This window comes from Plantibacter sp. CFBP 8775 (genome assembly GCF_014839505.1).
Classification (GTDB): Bacteria; Actinomycetota; Actinomycetes; order Actinomycetales; family Microbacteriaceae; genus Plantibacter; species Plantibacter auratus.
In genome coordinates this window covers 494,574-519,673 of sequence record NZ_JACYNV010000001.1, presented here as the reverse complement: position 1 = coordinate 519,673, position 25,100 = coordinate 494,574, and the positions used below count along the sequence as shown (strand labels likewise).

19 protein-coding genes are annotated in these 25,100 nt (G+C 70.0%); 6 read left to right on the top strand and 13 right to left on the bottom strand.

From position 1 onward, the window contains the following. Positions 1–76: 76 nt before the first annotated feature. Positions 77–877 (bottom strand): sugar phosphate isomerase/epimerase family protein, encoded by an 801-nt coding sequence (locus IFR14_RS02380; protein ID WP_079704551.1) that lies wholly within the window; start codon positions 875–877, stop codon positions 77–79. Positions 878–1,275: 398 nt separating this feature from the next. Then, positions 1,276–1,479 (bottom strand): three-helix bundle dimerization domain-containing protein, encoded by a 204-nt coding sequence (locus tag IFR14_RS02375; protein ID WP_064295795.1) that lies wholly within the window; start codon positions 1,477–1,479, stop codon positions 1,276–1,278. Between the two features lie 214 nt (positions 1,480–1,693). On the opposite strand from IFR14_RS02375, the gene IFR14_RS02370 reads away from it, so the two are divergent. Then, positions 1,694–2,137, top strand: a complete 444-nt coding sequence (locus IFR14_RS02370; RefSeq protein WP_191940091.1) for a YciI family protein — start codon at positions 1,694–1,696, stop codon at positions 2,135–2,137. Positions 2,138–2,159: 22 nt separating this feature from the next. After that, the gene (locus IFR14_RS02365) at positions 2,160–3,434 is read left to right on the top strand and encodes an RNA polymerase sigma factor (RefSeq protein WP_191940090.1); all 1,275 of its coding nucleotides are present in this window, start codon (positions 2,160–2,162) and stop codon (positions 3,432–3,434) included. A gap of 18 nt (positions 3,435–3,452) precedes the next feature. Here the strand turns inward: IFR14_RS02365 and IFR14_RS02360 are convergent, their stop codons facing one another. The 9 genes from IFR14_RS02360 to IFR14_RS02320 form a co-directional block, all read right to left on the bottom strand. Continuing rightward, positions 3,453–4,088, bottom strand: a complete 636-nt coding sequence (locus tag IFR14_RS02360; protein WP_137242731.1) for a DUF805 domain-containing protein — start codon at positions 4,086–4,088, stop codon at positions 3,453–3,455. 70 nt (positions 4,089–4,158) lie between these two features. Further along, entirely contained in the window at positions 4,159–4,371 is a 213-nt protein-coding gene (locus IFR14_RS02355; RefSeq protein ID WP_137242732.1) for a helix-turn-helix domain-containing protein, read from the bottom strand. After that, a complete protein-coding gene (locus tag IFR14_RS02350; RefSeq protein ID WP_137242733.1) occupies positions 4,371–4,856 on the bottom strand; it encodes a DUF2975 domain-containing protein in 486 nt (161 codons plus the stop codon). Before IFR14_RS02350 ends, IFR14_RS02355 begins: the two co-directional genes overlap by 1 nt. A 199-nt stretch (positions 4,857–5,055) precedes the next feature. Further along, positions 5,056–8,901: an OmpL47-type beta-barrel domain-containing protein gene (locus tag IFR14_RS02345; protein WP_191940089.1), complete on the bottom strand. Its 3,846-nt coding sequence runs from the start codon at positions 8,899–8,901 to the stop codon at positions 5,056–5,058. Between the two features lie 186 nt (positions 8,902–9,087). Continuing rightward, positions 9,088–15,348, bottom strand: a complete 6,261-nt coding sequence (locus tag IFR14_RS20715) for an OmpL47-type beta-barrel domain-containing protein (protein WP_342365624.1) — start codon at positions 15,346–15,348, stop codon at positions 9,088–9,090. Positions 15,349–15,551: 203 nt separating this feature from the next. Then, positions 15,552–17,519: a glycoside hydrolase family 127 protein gene (locus tag IFR14_RS02335; protein WP_137242735.1), complete on the bottom strand. Its 1,968-nt coding sequence runs from the start codon at positions 17,517–17,519 to the stop codon at positions 15,552–15,554. 2 nt (positions 17,520–17,521) lie between these two features. Continuing rightward, positions 17,522–18,445 carry a carbohydrate ABC transporter permease gene (locus IFR14_RS02330; protein ID WP_307783524.1) on the bottom strand — a complete coding sequence of 308 codons (924 nt, stop codon included), beginning with the start codon at positions 18,443–18,445 and terminating at the stop codon, positions 17,522–17,524. Positions 18,446–18,447: 2 nt separating this feature from the next. Further along, positions 18,448–19,365, bottom strand: coding sequence for a carbohydrate ABC transporter permease (locus IFR14_RS02325; protein ID WP_137242736.1), 918 nt, complete (start codon positions 19,363–19,365; stop codon positions 18,448–18,450). 77 nt (positions 19,366–19,442) lie between these two features. Further along, the gene (locus IFR14_RS02320; RefSeq protein WP_137242737.1) at positions 19,443–20,738 is read right to left on the bottom strand and encodes an ABC transporter substrate-binding protein; all 1,296 of its coding nucleotides are present in this window, start codon (positions 20,736–20,738) and stop codon (positions 19,443–19,445) included. A 166-nt stretch (positions 20,739–20,904) separates the two neighbouring features. On the opposite strand from IFR14_RS02320, the gene IFR14_RS02315 reads away from it, so the two are divergent. Both IFR14_RS02315 and IFR14_RS02310 read left to right on the top strand, forming a co-directional pair. Further along, entirely contained in the window at positions 20,905–21,951 is a 1,047-nt protein-coding gene (locus tag IFR14_RS02315; RefSeq protein WP_137242738.1) for a LacI family DNA-binding transcriptional regulator, read from the top strand. Positions 21,952–22,021: 70 nt separating this feature from the next. Next, entirely contained in the window at positions 22,022–22,273 is a 252-nt protein-coding gene (locus IFR14_RS02310) for a hypothetical protein (protein WP_161578577.1), read from the top strand. 26 nt (positions 22,274–22,299) lie between these two features. On the opposite strand, the gene IFR14_RS02305 is transcribed toward IFR14_RS02310, so the two are convergent. Beyond that, complete coding sequence (locus IFR14_RS02305) at positions 22,300–22,917, bottom strand: hypothetical protein (RefSeq protein ID WP_137242739.1); 618 nt, start codon at positions 22,915–22,917, stop codon at positions 22,300–22,302. A gap of 73 nt (positions 22,918–22,990) precedes the next feature. Between IFR14_RS02305 and IFR14_RS02300 the strand changes: the two genes are divergently transcribed. Then, complete coding sequence (locus IFR14_RS02300; protein ID WP_137242740.1) at positions 22,991–23,305, top strand: hypothetical protein; 315 nt, start codon at positions 22,991–22,993, stop codon at positions 23,303–23,305. Here IFR14_RS02300 and IFR14_RS02295 read toward each other — a convergent pair. Then, positions 23,302–23,868: a TetR family transcriptional regulator gene (locus IFR14_RS02295; protein WP_191940088.1), complete on the bottom strand. Its 567-nt coding sequence runs from the start codon at positions 23,866–23,868 to the stop codon at positions 23,302–23,304. The genes IFR14_RS02300 and IFR14_RS02295 overlap by 4 nt on opposite strands. 46 nt (positions 23,869–23,914) lie before the next feature. Between IFR14_RS02295 and IFR14_RS02290 the strand changes: the two genes are divergently transcribed. After that, positions 23,915–25,084: a zinc-binding alcohol dehydrogenase family protein gene (locus tag IFR14_RS02290; RefSeq protein WP_249406886.1), complete on the top strand. Its 1,170-nt coding sequence runs from the start codon at positions 23,915–23,917 to the stop codon at positions 25,082–25,084. Positions 25,085–25,100: the final 16 nt, after the last annotated feature.

Genomic DNA, 25,100 nt, shown 5'->3' with positions numbered 1-25,100 from the left:
CGACACCTCGACAGGCTCAGTGCGGCGCAGCTCAGGGAACGGGTGTCCCGGTCACTGAGCCTGTCGGAGGGCGCGCCTACTTGTCGTTCTCGGCGAGCCAGGCGTAGGACTCGGCGACGCCGCCGAAGATCTCCTTGCTGTAGCCGTCGAACTCCACGACGCGGGTCGCGTGCGGTGCGGCAGCGAGGATCGCCGGGATGTCGACCTGGCCCTGACCCGCGGGCTGCTGGTTCGCGAACGCCTGAGCGAGCGCGTCGGGCACGACGAGCGCACTCTCGCTGCTCGGCAGTGCGGTGGCGATGTCACCGGAGATGATGCCGTCCTTGATGTGCAGGAACTGCACGCGGTCACCGAGCGAACGGAGGAACGCCGGGGTGTCGGCACCGCCGACCGTCGACCAGAAGGTGTCGATCTCGAGGACGACCTCGGGCGACAGCTGCTCGACGAACAGCTCGAAGATCGGGCGCCCGTCGACGTGGGTCGAGAACTCCCAGTTGTGGTTGTGGTAACCGAACTTCAGGCCGGACGCCGCTGCTTGGACGGCGAGCTCGTTGACGCGCTCGGCGAGACGTGCCGCGTCGTCAGCGGTCTGCCAGCGATCGGTGGGGATGAACGGGTCGATGACCGTCCCGATCCCGAGCCGCGAGGCCGCGTCGAATGCGACCGCCGGGTCGGCGGCGTCGATGACAGGCGCGTGGCCGGACGGGGCCGTGACACCAGCGGCGGCGAAGGCGGTCTCGAACTCGGCCGCGCGCTCGACGAACGCGTAGGGCTCGACCTTCGTGAAACCGATCTCGGCGATGCGGGCGACGGCGCCCTGCAGGTCTTCGGCGATGGCGTCGCGGACGGTGTACAGCTGCACGGACGGTGCGCTCATGGGTACTCCTTCGTAGCTTCGGGCGGGCACCGACGGGCGCTTCCCCGCGTGTCTCCCACGGCACGGAACCGCTTCTGTCGACTCGTCGACAAAAGTACCCGAGGCGAGTCTATCGACAGAGACTGGATGTGCGGGTCGTCGGGGTACTCATAGTCTGGAGATTCGACCGACCATCAGCGAGGGTGCACCATATCAGAACCGAACCGGACGAAGCGGAGATCACCACTGCGCGCGATCGTCATCATCGGCGCCCTCACCCTGATCGCCGTGGTCGTCTACGCGCTGACCCTGAACCCGAACGTGTTCACCGTGCTCGTCATCTGCATCGTGATCGTGGTCTCGATCGAGGCGCTGACGAGCAGACCCGACCGGCCGTAGTCCGACCGGTGGCGGGACCGTTACTTCTCGGAGCGCTTGAGGGACTTCTTGACCGCGCGCTCGGCGAGGACGGTCACGTAATCCTGGACAGGACGCTCGGCGAGCGCGCTGACCTCTTCGCGCACGAGCTCGCCGATCCGAGCGGAATCGACCCCCGAGTACTTCTCGCTCAGCTTCGCAGTGAGCTGACGGATGATCTCTTCGTGGTCGATCTCAGTTGCCATGGACTCAGTATCAACCCACAGTTGTTGCCTGGGCTGTGAATCGCGACTTCCGTCCGCCGCTGTTCTCCCGCCGGACACCTGGCCGCCGCGATCCGTTCACCCTCCCCATCGGGCACCCGCCGAGGATATTCTGACCGCGATGTCGATTTCCGTGTTCGCCGTTCGACGTCAGAGCGAGGCGGGCGATCAGCGCCCCTGACGACAGGAGAAGACGATGTCGAAATACATGCTCATCATGCGCAACAGCGGGTCCGTCGAGAAGCTCGAGGACATGGACTTCGAAGCGGTCATCAACGCGATGGGCGCCTACAACGAGTCGATGATCAACGCCGGCGTGATGGTCGGCGGTGACGGCCTCACCGACGCCGCACAGGGAGCCGTGGTCGAGTTCACGACCGAGGCCCCGATCGTCACCGACGGCCCTTACGGCGAACTCCACGAACTCTTCAACGGGTTCTGGACCATCGAGGTGGCCACCCGCGAGGAGGCCATCGAATGGGCCGGCCGTGCGCCGCTCGGCCCCGGCAACAAGATCGAGGTGCGCCGCGTGACCGACGAGACGGACTTCGCCGACCACGCCGACAACGAGTACCTCCAGAAGGAGCAGGAGTGGCGGGCGCAGGAAGGCGTGGCGAAGCCCGCGGCCGACCCGGCCTGAGCACGACCGACGCGAGACGGACATGACCGACGCCGACCTGACCGACACCGGCGCGGCGGACGGCGATGAGGCCGCCCGCCGCGTGGTCGACAGCGTCTGGCGGATCGAGAGCGCGCAGATCGTCGCCACCCTCACGAAGCTGACCGGCGACCTCGGTCTGGCGGAGAATCTCGCCCAGGAGGCGCTGCTGGAGGCCCTCGAGCAGTGGCCGCGCGACGGCGTGCCGCGCAACCCGGGTGCGTGGCTGACGATGGTGGCGAAACGTCGCGCGATCGACGGTTGGCGACGCCGGGCGGCATTGGACGAGCGGTACCGGTCGCTCGCCCGGGATCTTGAGCAGGCGAGCGACCTCGACTGGGAGCCGATCGGGGACGACGTCCTGCGTCTCGTCTTCACCGCCTGCCACCCGGTGCTGTCGCGGGAGTCGCAGGTGGCGCTGACGCTGCGGGTCGTCAGCGGGCTCACCACCCAGGAGATCGCCCGGATGCTCCTCGTCCCGGTGCCGACGGTGCAGGCGAGGATCACCCGCGCCAAGAAGACGCTCGCCGCGGCCAACGTCCACTTCGAGGCGCCGGACCCGGCCGAGTGGCCGCGGCGCCTGTCGGCCGTCCTCGGCGTCGTCTACCTGCTCTTCACCGAGGGGTACGCGGCGACGAGCGGACCGACCTGGATCCGCGCCGAGCTCGCGAACGAGGCGCTGCGGCTGGGCCGACGGTTGGTCGCGCTCGTCCCCCGCGAGCCGGAGGCGCACGCGCTCGTCGCGCTCATGGAGTTCCAGGCCTCACGCTTCGCCGCCCGCGTCGCACCCGACGGCTCCGCGACCCTGCTCGCCGACCAACACCGCGAGCGCTGGGACCGGGCGCAGATCGGCCGCGGAACGGCGGCGCTGGCCCGCGCCGACGCGCTCGGCCGGGGACGCGGCGCCTACGCACTGCAGGCGACCATCGCGCAGTGCCACTCGGTCGCCCCCAGCGTGGACGCGACGGACTGGGAGCAGATCGTGATCCTCTACGAGGCGCTCGAACGGATCGCCCCCAATCCGGTCGTCGAACTCAACCGCGCGATCGCGGTGTCGATGGCGACCGGCCCGGCGACGGCGCTCCGCATCGTCGACGGCCTCGCCGACGATGCGTCGCTGCGGGGGTCGCATCTCATCCCGAGCGTCCGCGGCGAACTGCTCGCACGGCTGGGGCGCACCGAGGAGGCCCGCTCGGAACTCCTGACCGCCGCGCACCTCGCAGCGAACGACCGTGAGCGCGACGTCCTGCTGCGGAAGGCCGCCGGACTGCCGCAGTGAACCGCGTCTCCTGCGACCTCAGCGTCCGGACGACACCTGCGAGGGGCGATCGAAGCGCTGCCCCTCGGGCTTCGACGGCAGCAGCATGAGGACGAGGACGATGATGCTCCCGACAGACGGCACGAGGGTGAGGAAATAGTACGGGCCGGGGAACCCTGCATCGTGCAGGCGCCGCCAGGCGATCGCCAGGCTCGGCACGATGAGCGCCACCCAGGCGACGAGCAACAGTACGACGCCGACGATGAGCAGGACGCGCACGCCGAACCCCATGGGTCCAGGGTCCGCGAGGTCGTATCCGCTCCCGGACAGCCCCTGCTCCTGCGCGGCAGCCGTCGCCGCGGAGACTGCGGTCATGATGGCGCCGATGGTGATCAGCAGCGTCGGGATGAGCATCAGGAGCGTCGTGAGCAGCGCACTCCACCAGTACTCGCTGAGCGACGCGCGACCCGAGAAGTTCGCGTACTGCTTGAAGAACCGCTTGGTCGCCTGGCGGAACGTCGCCCCGTAGAGCGGCAGGGTCAGGTCGTCCGGCGAGCTGGCGCCCCGGGGCGGGGGTGCAGCCCACTGTGGCTGGCCGTACGGCGCCTGGCCATACGGCGGCTGGCCATACGGCAGCTGGGACTGCGGACCTGGAGGGTTCGGAGGATACGTCATGACTGCTTCCGGATCGCTGGTCGAGGTGCCTCCAGTATGCCCGGCATGGCGACCGGGGCATCGGGGCGGATCACTCCGACGCGGCCTCCCAGCGCAAGAGGTCGCCCGGCTGGCAGTCGAGTGCGACGCACAGCGCTTCGAGCGTCGTGAATCGGACCGCCTTCGCACGGCCGTTCTTCAGTACCGCGAGGTTGGCCGGTGTCACCCCCACGAGCTCCGACAGGGTACCGACCGACATCTTGCGGCGAGCCAACATGACGTCGATGTCCACGATGATCGGCATCAGATCACGTCGTCCAACTCGGAACGGAGCCCCTGCGCCTCGATCTCGCGGTCGACGGCCTGACGCAGCAGGGACCGCATGACCACGACCACGAGGGCGACACCGGCGGTCACGAGCGCGGCGCCGCAGAGGAGACCGATGACCCCCGGCGCGATCCCGCCCGGAGCGAGGAGGACGGCGAGCCCGAACGTGAGCAGCGCGGACACGGCGATCGCACCGATGATGACGTCGACGAACCGGAACGAGCGAGCCGAGAAGACCCGCCCCCGACGGACCAGGTCGAGGAGCGCCCAGACACACACGGCGCAGAGCTGGAAGGTGATGATCTCGGCGATCACGATGATCGCGAACAGGGTCCGCGGCACCTCGTCCACGCCGTCGAGGTCCGCCCAGAGCAACGGGACCATCACCACCTGCACCACCAGCGAACCCACCAGAGCGACCGCGAGGATCACCCGCAGCACCAGGACCGTCACTCCGCGCATCGCGCACCTCCATCGAAGAACAATGGAAAGCTATCGTTATTCGATAGATTGCGCAAGCCGACGCCATCCCGCTCCCTGGGCCATTCCGGTCCCTGAGCCCATCCGGTCCCAGAGCCCTTCCAGTCCCCGAGTCCGTCGGGTCCCAGGGCCATCCCGGTCCCAGAGCAATTCCGGTCCCTGAGCCCGTCGAAGGGCGCACTCAACCTCGGAACGCCTCCTGACGACGCCTCGCGACGAGCAGCACACCGGAGAGGAGGGCGAGTGCGGCGATGAGCAGCGCCGCGGACGGCGCGGCGCCGGTCCTGGCGAGGTCGTCGCCACCACCGCCCCCGCCGGCTCCGGGCGCCGAGGCACCGGGGCTTCCGACAGACGTGCCCGGGAGGGCTCCACCGCCCGTCACCTGCAGCGAGGCCGTCGCCGCGCGATCGGTGGTGACACCTCGGAGCTCGACCGTGTGCACCCCGTTCGGCGTCGAGACCGGCACGGCGACGACACCCGAGACGGCACCCGAGCCGTCGGCGGTGAAGGTGGCGAGCCGCACCGGGTCGGAGAAGAGCGTGACCGTCACCTGCTCACCGGCGCCGAAACCCGAACCGGCGACCGCGAGGGAACCGCCCGCCGTCACCGATGAGGCACCGAGGACCACCCGGGCGCCGTCCCCCGGCTCCGGGTCGACGGGCGTCTCGACGACCGTGACGGCCACCGAACGCTCGGCGCCGACATTGCCGGCGACGTCGGTGGCGCGGTACCGCACGAGGTGCTCGCCCGGTTCGTCGAGCACGAGCCCGGCATCGGAGACCGGCGACCAGCCGGCATCGTCCTGGCCGGCACCACCCGAACCCGCGTCGCCCGACCTCACTGCCGCTTCGACCAGGGCGACCCCGGAACCCTTGTCCGTCGCGTCGAACCGCACGGTGACCGGTCCGGTCGCGGGGGCCTCCGGTGTGGTGACCGCCTCGACCTCCGGCGCGGTCGTGTCGATGTCCACGGACAGGGCCACCGGTTCGGAGACGTTCCCAGCAGCGTCGGTCGCGCGGGCCGCGACCACGTACACGCCATCGGCGCCGAGCATCAGCACCCGCGTCTCCGGGTCGAACGCCTCGACCTCCTCCGCCGGCGTCCACGCGCCGTCGCCGAGCCGGAGTTCGACCATCGGGGCGTCGTCGACGTCGTCGTCAGCGTCGACCGCGACCGACACGCCCTCGCGATACCAACCGGCCTCGCCCGTCGGCTCGGCCGGACTCGACGCGAGCGTCACGGTGGGCGCCGTCGTGTCCGGCTCCCCCGCCGGAGCGACCGCGTTCGCCGTGATCTCCAGGATCCCGACGGATCCGCCCTGTTCCGCCGCACCCCAAGCCTGCATGCGCACCCGGAGGGCCGACGTCGCGACCGGTGTGAAGCCCACGGCGTTGGCGACGTCGCGGTCCCGGGTGTACGGGTCCGTGGTGTCGACCGGCACCCAGGAGCCGTCCGCGGCGAGCGTCTCGACCACCCAGCTGCGCGGCGGGATCACCCCCACGTTCGCCTCGTCTGCGGCGTCGGCGAAGAAGTGCACCGACGCGGCGTCGAGCGTGACCTCGCGGTCCCAGCTCAGCTGCACCCACTGGTCACCGACCATCGGCCAGGTGCCCCAGGACGCACCCGAGGCACTGCCGTCGTTGACGGCGTCGACCGTGGTCCACGGCGAGGAGTAGGAGGCGGTCGCCGTGGCGAACGACGCGATGTCGCCCTCGAGCGGGGCGTCCGCCGAGCGCTGCACGGTGATGGCGGTGACCGCCGACACGTTGCCGGCGGTGTCGCTCGCACGCAGGTAGACGTCGTGCGCCTCGAGGTCGAGCATGACCGGCGCGGTGTACGGCTCCCAGGCGTCCTGTCCGTCGACGGCGACCTCGAGGCCCGCGAGACCGGACGCGGTCTCCGGCGCGCCAGGATCGGCGGCCGACGCCCTGACCGCGCGGCTCTCCGCATCGAACGCCGCGTCGACGGTCGGTACACCGGAGTCGATCCGGAACGATGCGTTCCAGACCTCGGAGGTGTTCCCGGCGGCGTCCGTCGCCCGGATGGCCACGCTGTGCGGTCCGTCACCGGTGATCGTCTGCACGGCCGTCCGCTGCCCGGCGACGGCGGTCCAGTCGCCGCCGTCCCGCTGGAACTCGATGAGCGGCGTGGGGTCCGCCGCGTCGAGCGCCGTCGCCCGCAGCGTGACGTCACCGAGGAACCAGTCCCCCGCGCCGTCGACGCCGATCGTCTCGACGTCGAGCGTCGGCGCTTGGGTGTCCTCGGTGACCGTGCCGTCGATGACCGTCACGGTCGCCTCGACGCGGCCGGCCGCATAGCCTTCGGCGGTGCCGAGCACGGTGAAGGATCCGGGCGCGGCGAGCTGGTCCGCGGGGACGGGGTCCCAGTGCACGGTCGCGCGGACGGAGCCGCCCGTCGCGTCGTCGAGGAGCACGGTCTCCGGGAGGAGGGGCTGCGTCCCGGTGATCGTCGACACGACGACCGGCTGATACCCCGTCGTCTCGGCGGCCAGCACGCGCCACTCCTCGACGGCGAGCGCCGAATACGCCGGCGGGTTCGCCCCGTTGGACGAGGCGTTGAGCACCGCCCGGAGCCGGGTGGTGGTGACCGGTTCGAAGGTCACGGTGTGCTCCGCGGTCGTGGAGGTCGGGTAGCCACTCGGGTTCACGACGTCGACCCAGGCTCCGGACTTCCAGGACTGCAGCCTCCAGCTCGACGGGTCGGACACCCCGTTGCCGGTGCCCGGTGCGACGTCGCGGAAGAACTTGATCGATGCGCTGTCGATGCGCACGGGGCGGTCCCAGTCGTACTGGATCCACTGCTGGGCGGGACGCTCCGCCGACCAGCTGCCCCACATGTCGGGCGGCAGCGGGTTCGGTCGGATCGTCTCGTCGTTGAGGGCGTCGATCCAGTACTGCGTCGGGACGGGCTCGTTCGAGGCCGAGGCGGTCGCCCAGGGTGCGACGTTGCGCCGTGGGCTGAGGTCGGGGCCGCGCTCCGGGGTCGTGACGACCTCGCGCATGGTCGGCGGCACGGTCGTGTCGTCCCACTCCACGCTGTCGATGGCGACCGAGCGACGGAAGTGGTTCCCGCCGACGGCGTCGGCCGTGTGGTACGCGATGTACCACTCGCCCTGGAACTCGGTGATGGCCGGGTGCGAGGTCGTGGACGACACGGGGGCGAGGACGCGGCCGCGCTGGGTCCACGGCCCGAAGGGCGAATCGGCCGAGGAGTACGCGATGCACGCGTGGTAGGTCGCCGGGGTGCAGGTGGAGTCGGGTCCGGCGTTGTTCGCCGCGTAGGCGAGGTAGTAGGTGGCGCCGCGCTTGAACAGCCACGCCGCTTCGAAGAAGCCGTCGACACCGGAGGAGATCGTGCGCACGTCACCCGTGAGCGTCACCATGTCGGCTTCGAGCTCGACCGCGCGGAGCTGACTGAAGCTGCCCCAGTAGAGGTAGACACGACCGTCGTCGTCGACGAAGACCGTGGGGTCGATGTTGTGGATCGTGTTGCCGAGGATGGCCTGGGAGATGATCGGGCCGCCGACCGCGTCCGTCCACGGGCCGAGCGGGTCGTCGGCGACCGCGACGCCGATGCCGAACTGGTCCTCCGACGTGCTCGCCGCCTCGTGGACCGGGACGTACCAGTAGAAGCGGCCGTCGGCACCCTCCACGACCTGCCCCGCGTAGGCGCGGCCGGAGGTCGCCCAGTCGAAGACGGTCTCAGGACGCATGAGCGACGGGTGGTGCTCCCAGGTGCCGGAGTCGGGATCGCCGGTGGAGAACGACTGCCACTCGTTCATGATGAAGTCGTTCGTGGTTGGGCCGGCCTCGTCCCGCCCCGCGTAGATGTAGAGCTCGTCGTCGACGACCAGGGTGGCGGGGTCCGCCGAGTACACGGAGCCGTCGCCGATGATGGGGTTCTGCGTGGCCGCCTCAGCCGGTGGTGAACCGACGACGACCGTGAGCAGTGAGGCGAGGACGGCGGTCGCGGCTCCGAGAGCGGCGAGGCGGAGGGGACGGGACACGAGGATCTCCAGTGATCGGTGTGGTGGTGCGGGTGGCCCTTCGACAAGCTCAGGGACCGGGGTAGGGGACCGGGGTAGGGGCTCACGGACCGGGGTGAACGGGCTCAGGGACCGGCGCAGGGGGCAGGGGCGGCAGCCGGGGCAGGCCCGGGGAGCGGGATGCGCTCCCCGTGCCTGCCGAGGCGATCAGACGAGCGGTCCGGTCGGTCCGCGCTCGAGCTGCGTGCGTCCGGCCCGCTGGCGGGCGATCAGCACGGCGGCGGCTCCGAGGAGCACCGCGAGGGCGGCGAGGCGACCGAACGTGGCGGCCTCCTCGGGCACACCGGTCGACGCGATGGCGTCCGGCGTACTGGCACCCGGCGTGATGACGGTCACTTGGGCCGTCACCTCCCCGCCCGGAAGGACCAGGGCGAGCGTGTGGACGCCGGCCGTGATCGTGTACGGGACGGTGAACACCGCGTTCGCCGTGCCGTCGGCACCCACCGTGAGCGTCCCGAGCGTCACCGGCGTCGACCGCAGCTCGACGCGGAACACCGCGCCCGGCTGGGCTCCCGTCAGCGACACCGGCAGCGCTCCGCCGGGGGCCACGCTCGTGACACCGAGTCGCAGCACCTCGTCACCCGTCAGCGAACCGCTCGGTTCGCTCGGGCCGGGCGTCGGCGTCGGGTCGACCGGGGTCGGCGTCGGCTCCGGCGTGACCGGCTTCGCGGGGACGTCGACGGAGACGGACTCCGAGACGTTGCCCGCGACGTCGGTGGCGCGGACGGCCACCGTGGTCGCCGCATCACCCGTGGCGACGGGTGCGGTGTACGTGGTCCACGCCCCGTCCCCGATCCGAACCTCCGTGAACGCGACACCGGAGTGTTGGTCCTCGGCGGTCACGGTGACGGTGCGCGCGGTCCCATCGAATGTACCCGCGGGCGTCGGGACGGTCGCATCGCGCCGCACCTCCACGACCGACGGCTCCGACACGTTGCCGGCGGCGTCCGTTCCACGGAAGGACACCGTGGTGACCCCGTCCGCGGTGACGACCACCGGGCCGGTGTACGCCACCCACTCGCCGGTCCCGACCCGCGCCTCAAGGGTCGCGACGAGGTCGCGGTCGTCGAGGGCGGTCGCCGAGACGCTCACGTCCTCGCGGAACCATCCGGAGGCGGGCAGCTCGGGGGTGACCGTAGTGGTCACGACGGGAGCGGTGACGTCCGGGACCGGCTGGTCGGCCGCCTCGAACACCTGCCACTCCTTGATCCCGAGGCTACCCTTGCCGCTCTCGGCGCCCGAGGCTTCGAGGAGCAGACGCAGCTTCGTCGTCGTCACCGGGGTGAAGGCGACCGGGTTGAACGCGTCGACCTCGGTCCCATACGCGCCCAGCGCTTCGACATCGACCCAAGCGCCGGCGCCGTCTCCGGCCTCGGCATCCCAGTACTGCGCCTTCCAGGACGTCGGGACCTCGATGCCGAGGCCCGCGTCGTCGAGGTTCGAGACGAAGTACGCCCCGGTCTCGCCGACGGTGACCGCCTCGGCCCAGTCGTACTGGACCCACTGCTGACCGATCTCCGGCCACGCACCCCAGACGGTCGCGTTGTCGTTCGGCGTGACATCACCCGACGAGGTCGGAGCGACGTCGTCGTTGAGACCGTCGACCGTGTTCCAGGCGGCCGTGAACGAGGCCGTCGGGACGGCTCCGATCGCGACGTTCCGGCGGAGCTGACCGTCGCTCTTCGGCACGACGACCGTGGTGTCCGCGGACACGTTGCCCGCGGTGTCGGTGGCACGGAGGTGGACCTTGGTCTCCTCCAGGCCAACGAGGACCGCCTTGGCGTAGGGCGTCCACTCCGCTGCATCACCGATGCGGACCTCGATGGAGGCGAGACCCGAACCGGCGTCCGTCGCGGTCGCCTTGACCGTGCGGGCCGCGGCGTCGGCGACCGGGGTCACCGACGGCGCTGTCGCGTCGATCCGGACGGTGACGTCGGAGGAGGCCGAGCGGTTGCCGGTGGCGTCCGTCGCGCGGGCGGCGACGGTGTGGACACCGTCACCACTCACGGCGATCGGACCGGTGTACGGAGCCCAGGCGGCGTCGTCGACCGACACCTCGACGACAGGCGCCGAGTCGAGGTCGTCGGTCGCGGTGACCGAGACGGTCGCAGCTCCCGTGTGCCAGCCCGAGGCCGGAGCCGCCGGGTCGGCGGTGAGGGCGACCACCGGAGCGGTGTCGTCCTCCTCGCCGCCACCGGCACCGACCGTCACCGTGGCGGTCGCCGACTTCGCTCCCGGCAGGGCCGATTCGACCGTCCCCGCGACCTCGAAGACACCTTCAGCCGCGTAGGACGAGGGATCGACGGTGGCCCACATCACCGGCAGGTCCTCGCGGGACCCGTCGTTGTAGAGGACACCGAGCGAGGTCGGCAGTGCGGGTGCGACCCCGGCTGCGGTGGTGACCGCGACCGGGTCGACGGCGTTGATCTGCCCGGGAGCGGTCGCCCGCACCCAGACGGTCGCCTTCGCCGGCACCGCGGAGCCGGTCACGAGACCGACGACGGAGAAGCTGCCCTCACCCGCGACCTGCTCGGGTGTGATCGACGCCCACGAGACCGGGAGGTCGGCGTGGCTGCCGTCCGCGAACGTCGCGTCGACCGTCGACGGCAGTGTCGGCACGACACCGGTGGTGGTGCGCACATCGATGGGTTCGATCGCCGTCGGGGCGACCGCGAACACCTCCCACTCGCTGACCGCGACACCGGCGTACGGGTCGGCTCCGGTGCCGGGACCGGCCGCGCTCAGCACGAGGCGGAGCTTGGTGGTGGTCACGGCGTCGAAGTCGACGGCGTTCGGTGCGTCGCGCTCGACGCCGTAGGCGGAAGCGCCCGTGACGTCGGCCCAGGCGTCGCCGGTCCAGTACTGCGCCTTCCAGGACTTCGGCACGTTCACACCGGCGCCGGAGGAGGGGTCCGTCTGGTCGCCCCAGAACGACACCGTTGCGGCGTCGACCCGGACCGGGTTCGCCCAGTCGTACTGCAGCCAGCGGGTGGCCGGACGGCTCCCCGACCAGGTGCCCCAGATGTCGGCCTGAGATCCGCCGCTGTGGAGGACCGTGCCGTCGTTCACCGCGTTGACGCTGTTCCATCCCGCCGTGAACTCGCCAGTCGGCGTCGCCTCGCGGGCGACGTTCTGACCGCCCGCCGACGCCGCACCCTGGACCACGAGGTCCTTCGTGCTGGTGAGCTCGCCGTCGCTGGCCGTGAGGCGCAGCGTGTACGAACCCTCGGCGGTGAAGCTCGCGGTCGTGGACGCCGCGGTGGCGTCACCGAAGATGACGAGGCCGTCGTCCGGGGCGTCGACCACGGACCACGCCGAGGTCACGTCGCCGAGCGGCAGCCCGTCGTCCTTGACCTCGCCGACGAGCGCGAGCGTGCCGCCGGCGGAGTTCGCCTGGTCGACCCAGGCGTTCACCGACGGAGCCTGGTTGGTGGAGGCGGGTGCCGCAACGCCGGTCGCGAAGAGTTGGAGCTCCTTGACCCCCGTCTTGAACCCGGCGGCGTGGTTGACCGTCAGCCGCACGGCGTCGCCGGTGACCTCGGGGAACTGCACATGGTTGTAGTTGGCTCGGGGGTAGACCGGGCCACGCGCCTGGGCCGGGATCGCCGTCCAGGTGTCGCCGTTCCGGACCTCGAGCGAGTACGTCGCCGGCTCCGAGTACCCCTGCACGGTGGCGGTGGACGAGGAGTTGTAGAAGTACACCCTGGCGTCGTCGAAGGTCTTGGTGCCTCCGAGTTCGACCACGAGCGAGTCCTTCGCGTTGGGTGACCCCGCGGTTCCCCAGAAGGGCTCGTTGGCGGTCGTGCCGTCCACCGCCGCGGTGGCGGGACGGCTCGGCGCGGAGAAGCTCGCGCTGACCTCGGCACCCTCGGCGGCGTTCGCGGATCCGGCGCTGGCCGGGTCCACGTCGGCGCCCGCCTTGGCGAAGAGGTCCACGACCCGGTCGCCGGCGGCGAAGGAGACGTCCTGCGGCGCCTGCAGCGAGGCGGTCGTCGAGGACAGGACGGTGACGTCGTCCGCCACCTCGACCGTGCCCGTCGCGGGGTCGTAGACGACCTTGCTCAGGGAGTCGATGGTGAAGGCGAGCTTGCCGTCGAGGAACACCGAGTAGCCCTCCGGGATGCTGTCGCCGTAGTGGCGCTCACCGCCCGGTGCGTCCCAGGTGATGGTGAGGTCCTGGTCGCGGAAGGCGATGTTGTTCGCCGTGAAGTGGTCCCAGTCGATGTCGATCGGGTCCAGCTCGATCTTCGCGTCGCTCCGCGGACGGAGCCCCATGGTGTCCTCGATCATCGTGAAGTTCGTCGCGCCGAGGATCGTGTGGTGGATCCAGGAGCGGTAGCCGATGTCCTGCGGGTCGGCGTCGCCGTCGGACCAGAACTCGTTCTGGTCGGGCAGGCGGTTGTCGCCGCCGTTCTGGTAGTGCGACCACGCGTTCCAATACAGGAGCTTCTTGTACCACTCGGCGTCGATCGCCTTCGTCGGGTAGTCGCGGAGCACCTTCGCCAGCATGCGGAACGTCACGGTGGAGTTGATCACCGAGAAGTTGTTGCTGCCCGGTCCGCCGTAGTCCGCCTGGTCGGCCTGGTTCGCCGTGTAGAAGGGGAAGATCGGGTACTGGGCGTCGTCCGCGAAGAGGTCGAGCGCCTTGACGTAGTCGTCGGCGTAGTCCGCATCGCCCGGCTTCGGCATGAGACCGACGGTGAAGGGGTAGAAGTTGTTGATCTCCTTCCACTTCGCCAGCTTGCCGTCGGACGTGAACCGGTGCTTCAGGACCTTCGCGTCGGCGTCCCAGAGGAGCTCGACGACCTTGTCCTTGATGCCCTGCGCGAACTCGTCCATCTCGACGGCCTTCGCCTCGTTGCCGGCGGTCCGGTAGGCGGCGGCCGAGGCGAGCGCGTTGGAGTACAGGTACGCGTTCTCGGTGCGGTCCATGTACGCGTTCGGGCGCTCGTGGAACGACACCGCGTCGGCGTCGTTGCCCGTCATGGCACCCCAGTTGTAGTCGATGAGGCCGCTGTCGTCGGTGTCGTACGCGTCGAGCAGGCCCTTCACGTCGTCCTCGGCGTACTCCGCCAGGTTCTCGGCGATCGCCGTCGGTCCGCCGTGCAGCTGGTAGGAGCGCCACGCCGCCTCGGAGATGTACTGCGTGTAGCTGTTCGACCAGTTCGCCGGGTCACCGGGGTTGTCGACGAACTTGTAGCTCTTCGAGGTCTCCCCCGCCGACACCCAGGGGCCGTAGGAGTAGATCGGGTTGCGGAAGTACTTGAGGTCGTCGATGAACATGCCCGTGGTGAGCACGATGGCGTTGTTGTAGCCGAGCACGCCCTCCATCGAGGTGGGGAACTGGTAGTCGTTGCCGGGGATGTCGGCGTCGAGGAAGTTGAAGCGCATGAGCCACCAGCGGTAGTACAGCGTCTTGTCGATGTTGTCCTCGGGCGTGTCCAGGTAGGGCACGTTGTCGGCCCACCACTGGTTGTACGCGGTGACCTGCGCCGTGTACGAGGCGTCGGGCGCGAGTCCGCGGACGGCGTCGTACTGGGTGCGCGACTCCGCGATCTCGTCGGTGACGAACCCGAGCTGCACCTTGGTGGACACGGTGCCGCCGGCCGGGACGGCGAGGCTGGCCGTGATGCCGCCGCCGTCCGGCGTGAAGCCGTCGCCGGAGAGCCGCGGGAAGATCGTCGTGAGCTTGTTGGCCGCGGACACGACGCCGGTGAGCTCATCGCCCTCGACGGTCGTCGTGTAGGCCGAGCTGGCCGTGAGCTGCACGGTGTGCGCGCCGTTGGTACTGCGGACCTGCAGCCCGGTGACCGCGACGTTCCCGTCGGTGATGTACTTCGTCTGGACGACCTCGATCCCCGAGGCCGCGTGGCGGTGCACGCTGCGCCAGTAGCTCGGCGTCTGCACCCGGCTCGCCGTGTCCTCCGTGAGCGTCACGTCGGAGCCGTCGATCTTCGCCGCGACCGTGTACGCGGCCTTGCCGTCGATGGCCTCCCAGTAGGCGACCTGGCCGCCGAACCCGAGCTTCGACGGGTCGTGCTCCTTCATGAACACCGCACGGCCGCGGCTGAAGAGCCACTGGTTGTCGTCGCCGAAGCTGCCGGTCGTGCCGGTGCGCTGGAGCATCCGGTCCATCCAGAAGTCGGGCCCGCCGAGGGCTCCGGCTCCAGCGGCCACGTCCGCGTCGAAGATCGCCTGCAGCTGGTTGCCGGCCGTGTAGCCGGTGCCGGTGGCGGGGACCGGGGTGTCGCTGCCCGAGAACGTCGGGTAGCCGATGTCGGCGTTCGCGGCCTGCGCCGGCGCCGTGAGGAAGGTCGTGCCGATGACGGCGAGAGCGGCTGTCGCCGCGATCCCGCCACGCCATCCACGCGACCCCCGCTTGGGGGTGGATTGCTGTGTTCTGACCACGCTGTCTGATTCCCTCTCGTCAGTGAGTAGGACACTCCCGGGGAGGTTATCGGGAGATTCGCAGGATTCGCAAGGCTTTTCGGAAGTTTCGGCACACCGGGCGGAAATCGGATGACAGCACGACGAAAGCGCCCGACACCATACCGAAAGTCCAGCTGTTCCGGTGTGGTGTCGGGCGTTCAACGGCGCTCCGCGGGCGTCGGTCAGCTCCGCGTCGTGGGGATCCAGACGCGCATCGTCGACGGACCGCGCTCCGCCCAGGAGTGGTACGGGGCGATGCTCGCGGTGAACGGATCGGCGTCACCCGGGGCGTCGAACCCGTCCGCGTACGGCCAGGCGGCGTCCACGACCGGGCGGGTCCGGAGCACGACCGTCAGGCGCCCGTCGGACGCCTCCTCGATGTCCGCGTGCTCGTCGATCTCGACGCGGGCGAGCGACTCGTCGCCACCCGGAAGGTCGACCGACTCGACGCAGTAGACCTCGGGGCCGCGCTCGATCGCGACGGTGCCACGGATCGCGTCCACGCGCGGGTCGGGGTGCGTCACCCGAGGCCGGATGCTGAAGGACAGCTCGACGACGTCGCCGGCGGAGAACGCGCGGGTGACGTCCGCGTACCCGGTCGGGACCTCATGCTCGTCGCGGGAGCCCGAGGCCGTCTGCACCACGAGCCGGGCGTCGTCCGCCCAGGACGGGACGCGCAGCGACACCGTGAGTGCCTGGGTGGGAGCCTCGACGATCCGAAGCGAGACCACCCCGGTGCGCGGGTACTCCGTCACCAGCTCGGCCCGGAACCGGCCGCCGTGCTCACCGCCGACGACGGTGTCGATCGTGGCGGAGGCGAACTGATGGATCTGCACGCCGTGGTCGTCGGTCGTCGCGATGAAGGCCGCGAGGCTCGCGAGCGTGCGGGCGACGTTCGGCGGGCAGCAGGAGACGTCGAACCAGGGCGCGCGCTCCGACGACGACGCCCGGGGCGACACCTCGTCGTCCGGGCTCGACTCCCCGGGCGTCCGCTGGTGCAGCGTGTTGGCGTAGAAGAACGCGGTGCCGGCGGCTGACGGCGACGTCGCCACGACGTTGTACAGCACTCGCTCGATGTGGTCCGCGTACCGGACGTCGCGGTCCTCAAGGAGGAGCCGCCAGCTGAACATGATGGAGGCGATGCCGGCGCAGGTCTCGGAGTACGCGCGATCGGACGGCAACTCGAAGTCCTCACCGAAGGCCTCGTCCTGGTGGTGCGACCCCTGGCCACCGGTCAGGTAGGTGCGCCGGGCGATCGTGCGGTCCCACTGGCCGCGGAGCGCGTCGAGCAGCCCGGTGTCCCCGTGTTCGACCGCGATGTCGGTCGCACCGGCGGCGAGGTAGTTCGCCCGGACAGCGTGTCCCCGCAGCGCCTCGGCGTCGCGGATCGGGAGGTCGTCCTGGAAATAGGCGCGCCCCCACTCGATGTCCTGGAGGACCCCGTGGCCACGACGTTCCACGAACAGCGACGCGAGGTCGAGGTACCGCGACTCCCCCGTCACGCGGGAGAGCTCGGCCAGACCGACCTCGACCTCGGCGTGCCCGCACACGGACTGGATGCCGTCTGCGCCGAACACCTCGCAGATGAGGTCGGCGGCACGCGTCGCGATGCCGAGCAGGCCGTCGTCGGCACCGGGACTCGTGCGCGCTCGCGCCACCGCCGCCTGGAACAGGTGACCGAGACAGTAGAGCTCGTGGCCCCACTCGAGGTCCGACCAGCGCGCGCCCTGGCCGGGCCGGCCGAAGCGGGTGTTGAGGTACCCGTCGGACTCCTGTGCGGCGGCGACGCGGTCCACGACGCTGCGGAACCGGGATTCGAGCGCGTCGTCACCGCCCCGTCGCCCGATCTCCCAGGCCACGGCCTCGAGGTACTTGTAGACCTCGGAGTCGGCGAACTCGCGACCCCGGCGACCCTCCGGCAGGGTGCCGGCGGCGGCCAGGTCGAAGTTGCGGATCCAGCCCTCCCGCTCCAGCCAGTGCTCGACGTGCGCGAGGGTCGCGGTGCCGTTCACGCGCTGGCGGTCCGCCCAGAACCCCTCGGTGATGCCGACCTCGTCGAGCCCGAGCGGGGTGAGCGCACCGGTGGTGGGGACGACCGGGGCCATGCTGGTCCCAGTGCCCGTTGCTGTGGTCCTGATGGTGGTGCTCATGGTTACCCCTTGAATGCGCCGGACATGAAGCCGCGCACGTAGTGACGTTGGAGGATGAGGAAGAGGAGGATGCACGGCAACGCGAGGACGACGACGCCGGCCTCGGTCGCGCCGTAGTCCACGACGCCCTGGACCTGGCCGCGCAGGTTGGAGACGGCGAGCGGCAGGGTCATCTTCGCGGAGTCGTTGATGAGGATCAGCGGCGCCATGAAGTCGTTCCAGGCGGCGAGGAACGCGAACAGTCCCACGGTGATGAGGCCGGGCTTGACCGCCGGGACGAGCACCTTCCAGAGCACGGTCCAGGAGTTGCAGCCGTCGACCATCGCCGCCTCGTCGAGCTCCTTCGGGATCGACTCGAAGGCGATCCGCATCATGAAGGTCGAGAACGGCAGCTGGAACATGGTGAGCACGAGCGCCACCCCGACGAGCGAGTTGGAGAGACCGACCAGGTTGAGGAGCACGTAGAGCGGGATGAGCAGCGTCGCGTACGGGACCATGAGGATCGCGATGGTGGCGAGGAACAGGGCGTTCTTGCCGCGGAACTGGAACCTCGCGAAGGCGTACCCGCCGAAGAGCGAGATGACGAGCGTGAGGATCACGGTCAGCAGCGAGACGAACACCGAGTTGCCGATGTATTGCAGGATGCCGTCCTGGTACCCGGCGAGGGTGATGTAGTTGCCGAGCCCCCACCCCTCGGTCTGGTTCGTACCGGCAAGCGGAGACACCGAGCGGACGGCGGTCCAGACGAGCGGGTAGAGGAAGATCACGGCGAGCGCCGCGGTGAAGATCCAGAACGGCATCCGGATGGCGATACCGAAGAAGTTCGTCGGCTTCCCGTCCCGTCCGCGGCCGCGAGTGCGTCCGTGACCACGGACGTCGGGCATCGTCGAGGTGACGGTGGCCGGTTCCTTTCGGGTGATGGTCATGCTCAGTCCTCGACCTTCTTGCTGAACGCGCGGATCTGCACGATGTTGATGACGATGAGCGCGGCGAGCACGATGACCGACAGCGCGCCGGCGACGCCGAGGTTGTTCGGGCCCTGGAACGCCACGTTGTAGATGAGCTGGACGATGGTGATGGTGCTGTTGTCGGGACCGCCCTTGGTGAGGATGTAGAACTGCTCGAACGCGAGGAGCGAGCCGGTGACGCACATCACCGTGGTGAGGGCGAGGGTCGGCTTCAGCAGCGGGACGGTGATGTCGCGGAAGGTCTGCCAACGCGACGCGCCGTCGATGCGGGCGGCCTCGTAGACCTCCTCCGGGATGCCCTGCAGCCCGACGAGCATGAGCAGCATGTAGAAGCCGGCGAAACGCCAGACGATGAGGAAGACCGTCGACCAGAGCGCCGCGTCCGGGGTCCCGAGGAAGGTGAAGCCCATCGCCTTGGTGAGGTCCGCGAACGGGCCGGCGATCGGCGAGTACAGCACGTAGAACAGGAGCGACGCCGAGGCGAGGCCGAGCGCGCTCGGGATGAGGAAGGCGGTGCGGAGGAAGCCCTTCCATCGGCTGGACTCCTGGACGAGGAGCGCGAGGCCGAGCCCCAGGCCGATGAGGAGGACCGTCGCGATGACGGTGTACTTCAGCGTGAAGACGACCGAGTCGAGGAAGAAGCGGTTGTCGATCGCCTTCGGGAAGTTCTCGGGGAAGTTCACACCCTGGTTGCCGCCGAGGAGCGGCCAGTCGGACCCCGCCATCTGGAAGACGAGCCCGAGCGGGACGAGGAAGAGGAGGATGACGAAGACGGCGGTCGGGAGCGCGAACAGCCAGCCGGTACGGGCCTGCGCGGCGCGGCGCTTCCTGGCACCGACCGAGTCCGTCGGGCCTCGTCTGGCGAGGGTGGTACTCATGGGTGGGACCTTTCGAACGGGTGGGTGCCGATGCGCCGTCGCGATGGGGGGATCACGGCGGCGCACCGGCGGTCGGACTACTGCGAGAGCACGTCCGTGATGGCGTCGTTGTCGGCGTCGACGGAGTCGGTGCCCTCGAGTACCGCGTTGCGCACGAGCGTCAGCCAGGGGCTGGTCGGCGAGTTGAAGGCCTCCTGGAAGTTCAACGAGTACGGGGTGTCACCCTTCGATGCGACCTCGTTGATCGTGACCAGGCGCGGGTCCTTGCTCGAGTACTCGTTCTCCGCGAGGTCGGAGCGGGAGACCACGTCGTTGTCCTTTGCGAGAACACCGACCTGGGCGTCCTCGGACATCAGCCAGCTGAGGAAGTTCCACGACTGCGCGGCCTTCTTGCTGTCCTTGGAGACACCGATGCCGTCGCCACCGACGAAGGTCGAGTCGCCGCCCTTCGGCCCCGGGATGCCGGACACGCCGACGTCGAACGGGGTCGAGGAGAGGAGCGTCGCCGGGTAGGGCATGACGCCGACCTTGCCCTCGGTGAAGCCGGCGGTCCAGGTGGGTCCGGCCTCGTCCTTCGAGGAGGGGAGCACGGCGCCCGACTTCCACAGATCGGCCCACGTGCTGTAGACCTCCTTCGCGCCGTCCTCGGCGAGGAGCGACTCGGTGCCGTCCTCGTTCATGACCTGCTCACCGTCGGCCCACACACTGGGGAACCAGGTGAAGACGAGGCAGCCGCCGCAGTTGAGGCCCGTGGCGGTGCCGTAGGTGTCCGGCTTGTTGAGCGCCTGCACGGCTTTGGCGTCCTCGGCGAACTCGGCGAGGGTCGTCGGACCCTGCTCGGGGTCGAGGCCCGCCTCCTTGTAGAGTTCCTTGTTCCAGAAGAGCATCGAGAGGTCGAGGACGAAGGGGAGGACGTGTTCCTTACCGTCCGCGGTGCCGGCGGCGAGGTGGCCCTGGTTGATCTCGTCCTTGAAGTCGAGCCCGTCGATGTTCGCGGTGAGGTCCTGGAAGAGGCCCTGTTCGACCCAGTTCGGGACGTACACGATGTCGGCGGCGAACAGGTCGGGGAGGCTGTCGGAGCCGGCCGCCGCACCGACCTTCGCGACGTAGTCGTCGTTCGGGACGACGGTGAGCTTCACCTGGTTCTCGTGCGAGGCGTTGTAGGCCTCCACGAGGAGCTTCGCCTGCTTCTCGAGTGGGGCGCGGGTCCAGAGCGTGAGCTCCGAGCCGTCGTCGACGCCCTCGGGTCCGGCGCTGGCGAGCGGGGCGCTCCCACCGCCGCTGGACGAACAGGCGGCGAGGCCGAGGAGCAGGGCGCTGGCCGCCAACACCCCTCCGACCCGCTGCTTGCGTGTGATGTGCGTGCTGCGCATGTGTGACTCCTCTGACTCTTCGTTGAGCGGACCGGTCGGGTCCGGCGGTGCTTCGGGAGAGGTTTCGAAACTGTCGAAAGCCCTTTCGGTAAAGCTAGCCTGGGATCAGAGTAGCGTCAAGAGGAATATCCGGTAACGTTTCCGAAAGATGAAGAGGGGGCGTTTCATGCCAGACAACGATGTTTCGGCGACGACCGGGATCGCTGCCGGTCGGGCGGCGACCCTCGGTGACGTCGCGCGCATCGCGGGCGTCTCGATCGCCACGGCGTCGAAGGCGATCAACGGGCGGAGCGAGGTCGCGCCGAAGACCCGACAGCGCGTGCTCGATGCCGCGAAGTCCGTCTCGTTCACCCCGAACGAACTCGCCCGGAGCCTCATCAACGGCCGGACGGGCACCGTCGGCCTCCTCACGAGCGACCTCGAAGGCCGGTTCGTGATCCCCATCCTCATGGGCGCCGAGGACGCGTTCGGCGCAGGCCAGGTGAACGTGTTCCTCTGCGACGCCCGCGGCGACGCGATCCGCGAGCAGCACCACCTCAACGCGCTGCTCACCCGGCGCGTCGACGGCATCATCGTCGTGGGTCGCAGCACCGACCCACGGCCCTCGCTCGGCCACAAGCTGCCCGTCCCCGTCGTCTACGCGTACGCACCGTCCGACGATCCGACGGACGTGTCCATCACCCCCGACAACCGCGACGGCGGGCGCCTCGCCGTCGAGCACCTGATCGCCTGCGGGCGCTCCCGCATCGCGATGATCACGGGTGAGCCGCAGTACGCGGCTGCCAGGGACCGCGTGACGGGCGTGCAGAACGCCCTCGCGGCGGCGGGACTGGAGCTCGTCGGCTCGCCGATGTTCTCGGAGTGGACCGAGCACTGGGGTCGCGATGCGGCGGCGATGCTGCTCGCACAGCACCCGGAGATCGACGGCATCGTCGCCGGTTCCGACCAGATCGCCCGCGGCGTGCTCGACACCGTCCGCGACCTCGGGCGCGACGTCCCGAGCGACGTCGCGGTCGTCAGCTTCGACAATTGGGAGATCCTGGCCACCAACTCGCGCCCGGAGCTGTCGTCGATCGACGCCAACCTGCAACAGCTCGGCCGGCTCGCCGCCACCCGCATCTTCGAGGCGATCGAGGGCACGGAGGTCGCGCAGGGGGTCGAATACCTGCCGGGCCGCCTCGTCCTCCGCGGTTCCACGATCCCGAGGCGCTGAAGTCCGGTCGGACGCCGATACTCGCCGCGCGGGTAATGCGACAGCCGTCGGACATCGCTACGGTCGAGCCATGGACAGCTCAACCGTCATCATGATCGTGGTCCTCGCCGCCGTCGCGGTCATCGTCTTCACGATCACCGTGCAGGCCAGACGACGTAGCGGCGGGTCGAAGCATCGCGGTGGTACGACCTCGGACTCCGGCATGCCGTTCATCGTCGATGGCGACGGTCACCATGGAGGCGGCCACCACGGCGGAAGCGACTCCGGCGGTTGGGACGGTGGCGGCGGCGGAGACGGGGGCGGTGGGGGCGGCGGCGACTGACCGGTCCGCCCGGGCCGCGTGAGCCGTCAGCGACGTCGCTGCTGCTTCGGGCGACGCTTCGGTTTCGGACGCGGCTTCCGCTTCGGTGGCGGGACCACCGCGCCAGAGCCGACCGAGTCGCCTTCTCTACCCCTCAAGCGCCTGCGCGAGACGTCGATTCCCCCGGCCGGCCCGCCGATCCACATCGGGACATCGCCCTGCCAGCCGGCGACGAAGAACAACACCCCACCGACGACCAGTCCGCCCACCCCGCTTGCCTGCCAGATCGCCTCGTCATAGATCACGGGTCCCACAGCCTGACCGTCGAAGAGCAGATGGAACCCGTTGTTCACGACGACGACGAGCAGCGTCAGCCACCCGACACCGAACACCGTGCCGGCCACCCACCCCCATGAGGCGATCGCCAACCCGCCCAAGACGGCGGCCGCAGCGACGGGTACGCCGAACGCCACGAACAGGACGATCGCGACCCAGGACTCGGCACTGTCGCCGCCGATGGCGGCCAAGACGATCGCGACGACGACGAGCAGCACCACGGAGGCGATGAGCGCGCCAGTCCACGTCGTGATGCGCCGTCGACTCATCCGGTACGGGTTGGTGGTGGGATCGCGGTGCTCCTGCGAGCCCGACTGCTGCTTCGACATGCCCTCATCCTCGACCATCGGACGCCGCTCCATCGATCGACCTCGTGGCACGGCGTCGCGATAGCCTCGCTGCATGGGGGAATCGCGAGGCACACGAGCGCGCCCGGGCGCGACCCAGGCCCGAGGCTGGCTGACCCTGTCCTGGTGCGCATCAGTCTTGGCCGCGGCGTTCCTGGGGGCAGGCGTCGTGAGCATCTCGACCTACGCGTCGTTCCTCGACTTCCCGCAGGACGATCCCGGCTGGATCAGCCACCACGACTGGCTCGCCTCCACCGGCACGGCTGCACTGATCATCGGCGCCGCGCTCGCGGTCTGCAGCGCGGTGGCGTTCATCCTGTGGCAGGTCGGGCTCCCCGAGCAGCAGACGCGGAGCCGGGATCGGCCCTAGCGACCCGCGAGGTCGCCGAGTCGGGCGCGCATCGCGCGGAGCACGTCGACGAGGAGCACGTCGTCCGGTCCGGCGAGCCACTGCTCGAGGGAGGCGTCGAAGAGTGCCGAACCGATGGACGCTGCGAGCGCCGCGTCGGCTGACGTGACACCACTCTCCATGAGGGCATCGCGCATCGCGTCGGTGAGGACCGCCGACTTCAACCGTTCCCGCTCGCGCAGCTGCGGTTCCGACCGGATGACAGCGCGGCGGGCGGCGATGTCGTCCCGCCAGCACTGCAGCTCACCGGCGGCCACGGTCTCGAGGCCGGACATCACCAGGGCGAGCGGGTCGAGCCCTGCTGGCGCCGCGGCGACCAGCCGTCCCACCACCGTCGGGAGCTCGCGCTCGCGGAGGAAGAGCACGTCGCGCTTGTCGGCGAAGTGACGGAAGAACGTGCGGGTGGTGAGCCCGGCGGCTTCGGCGATCTCCGGGACCGTCGTCGCCGCGAAGCCCCGGTCGGCGAACAGCGCCATCGCAGCGCTCTCCAGTCGGAGAGCGGCGTCGGGTGCCCAGCGTGCCATACGATCAGGATAACCGATGACACGTCGTGTCGTCAGGTGTACAGTGATGACACACCGTGTCATCATCGCCACGCCAATCCGCAACACCCTTGGAGACCTCATGCCGACGAACACCGCAGCCTGGCTGCCAGCACCCCGAGCGGACTTCGTCGTCGGTCCGGCCGCGATGCACGAACCCGGCCCTGGCGAACTCCTCATCCGGAACCGAGCGGTCGCGGTGAACCCGCTCGACGACGTCAAGCAACAGACCGGGAACCTCATGTACCGGTGGCTGCCTGTGCCCGCCGTGCTCGGGGAGGACGTCGCGGGCGAGGTCGTGGCCGTCGGGCCGGACGTCCGTCGCTTCGCCGTGGGCGACCGCGTCGTGGCCTACGCGGTCGGCATGGAGCGCGGGCGGCGCCATGTCGCCGAGGGCGGGTTCCAGCAGTTCACCGTCGTGCGGGCGGACCTCGCTGCCCCGATCCCGGACGCTCTGCGAGACGAGGACGCCGTCGTCCTGCCGCTCGGGATCTCCACAGCCGCGACCGCCCTCTTCCAGCGCGACCACCTCGCGCTCCCCCATCCCTCGGAGCACCCCACCCCCACCGGGACGACCGTCGTCGTCTGGGGCGGTGCCACCAGCGTCGGGAGCAACGCCATCCAGCTCGCTGTCGCCTCCGGCCACCGGGTCGTGACCACCGCCTCGCCGCACAACCACGACCGGATGCGCGAGCTCGGTGCCGACATCGTGCTCGACTACCGCAGCCCGACCGTCGTGGCGGATCTGGTCAACGCCCTCCGTGGTTCCTCGGTCGTCGGGGTCCTCGCCGTCGGGACCGGCTCCGCAGAACCCGCCGTCGCCGTCGCCGCCGCCACCGGTGCGCGCCGCGTCGCACTCGCGAGCCCGTCGGTGTCGTTCGGGTCACTGCCTCGTCGGGCCGGCCCGAGTCTGACGTTCGTCCGCACCATGACCCGGCTCGTGGCGGCCAACGTCGCGCTCCAGATCCGTGCCCGTCGGGCGGGGATCTCGGCGCGGTACGTGTGGGGCAGCTCCCTCATGACCAACGAGGTCGGGCCGATGCTGTGGGAGGACTACCTGCCGGGCGCGCTCGCCGGCGGACGACACGTCTGCGCGCCAGCCCCCGAGGTGGTCGGCGAAGGCCTCGAAGCGATCCAGCCGGCCCTCGACCGACTCCACGGCGGCGTCTCAGCCCGCAAGCTCGTCGTGCGGTTGTGAGGCGCGGGACCGTGAC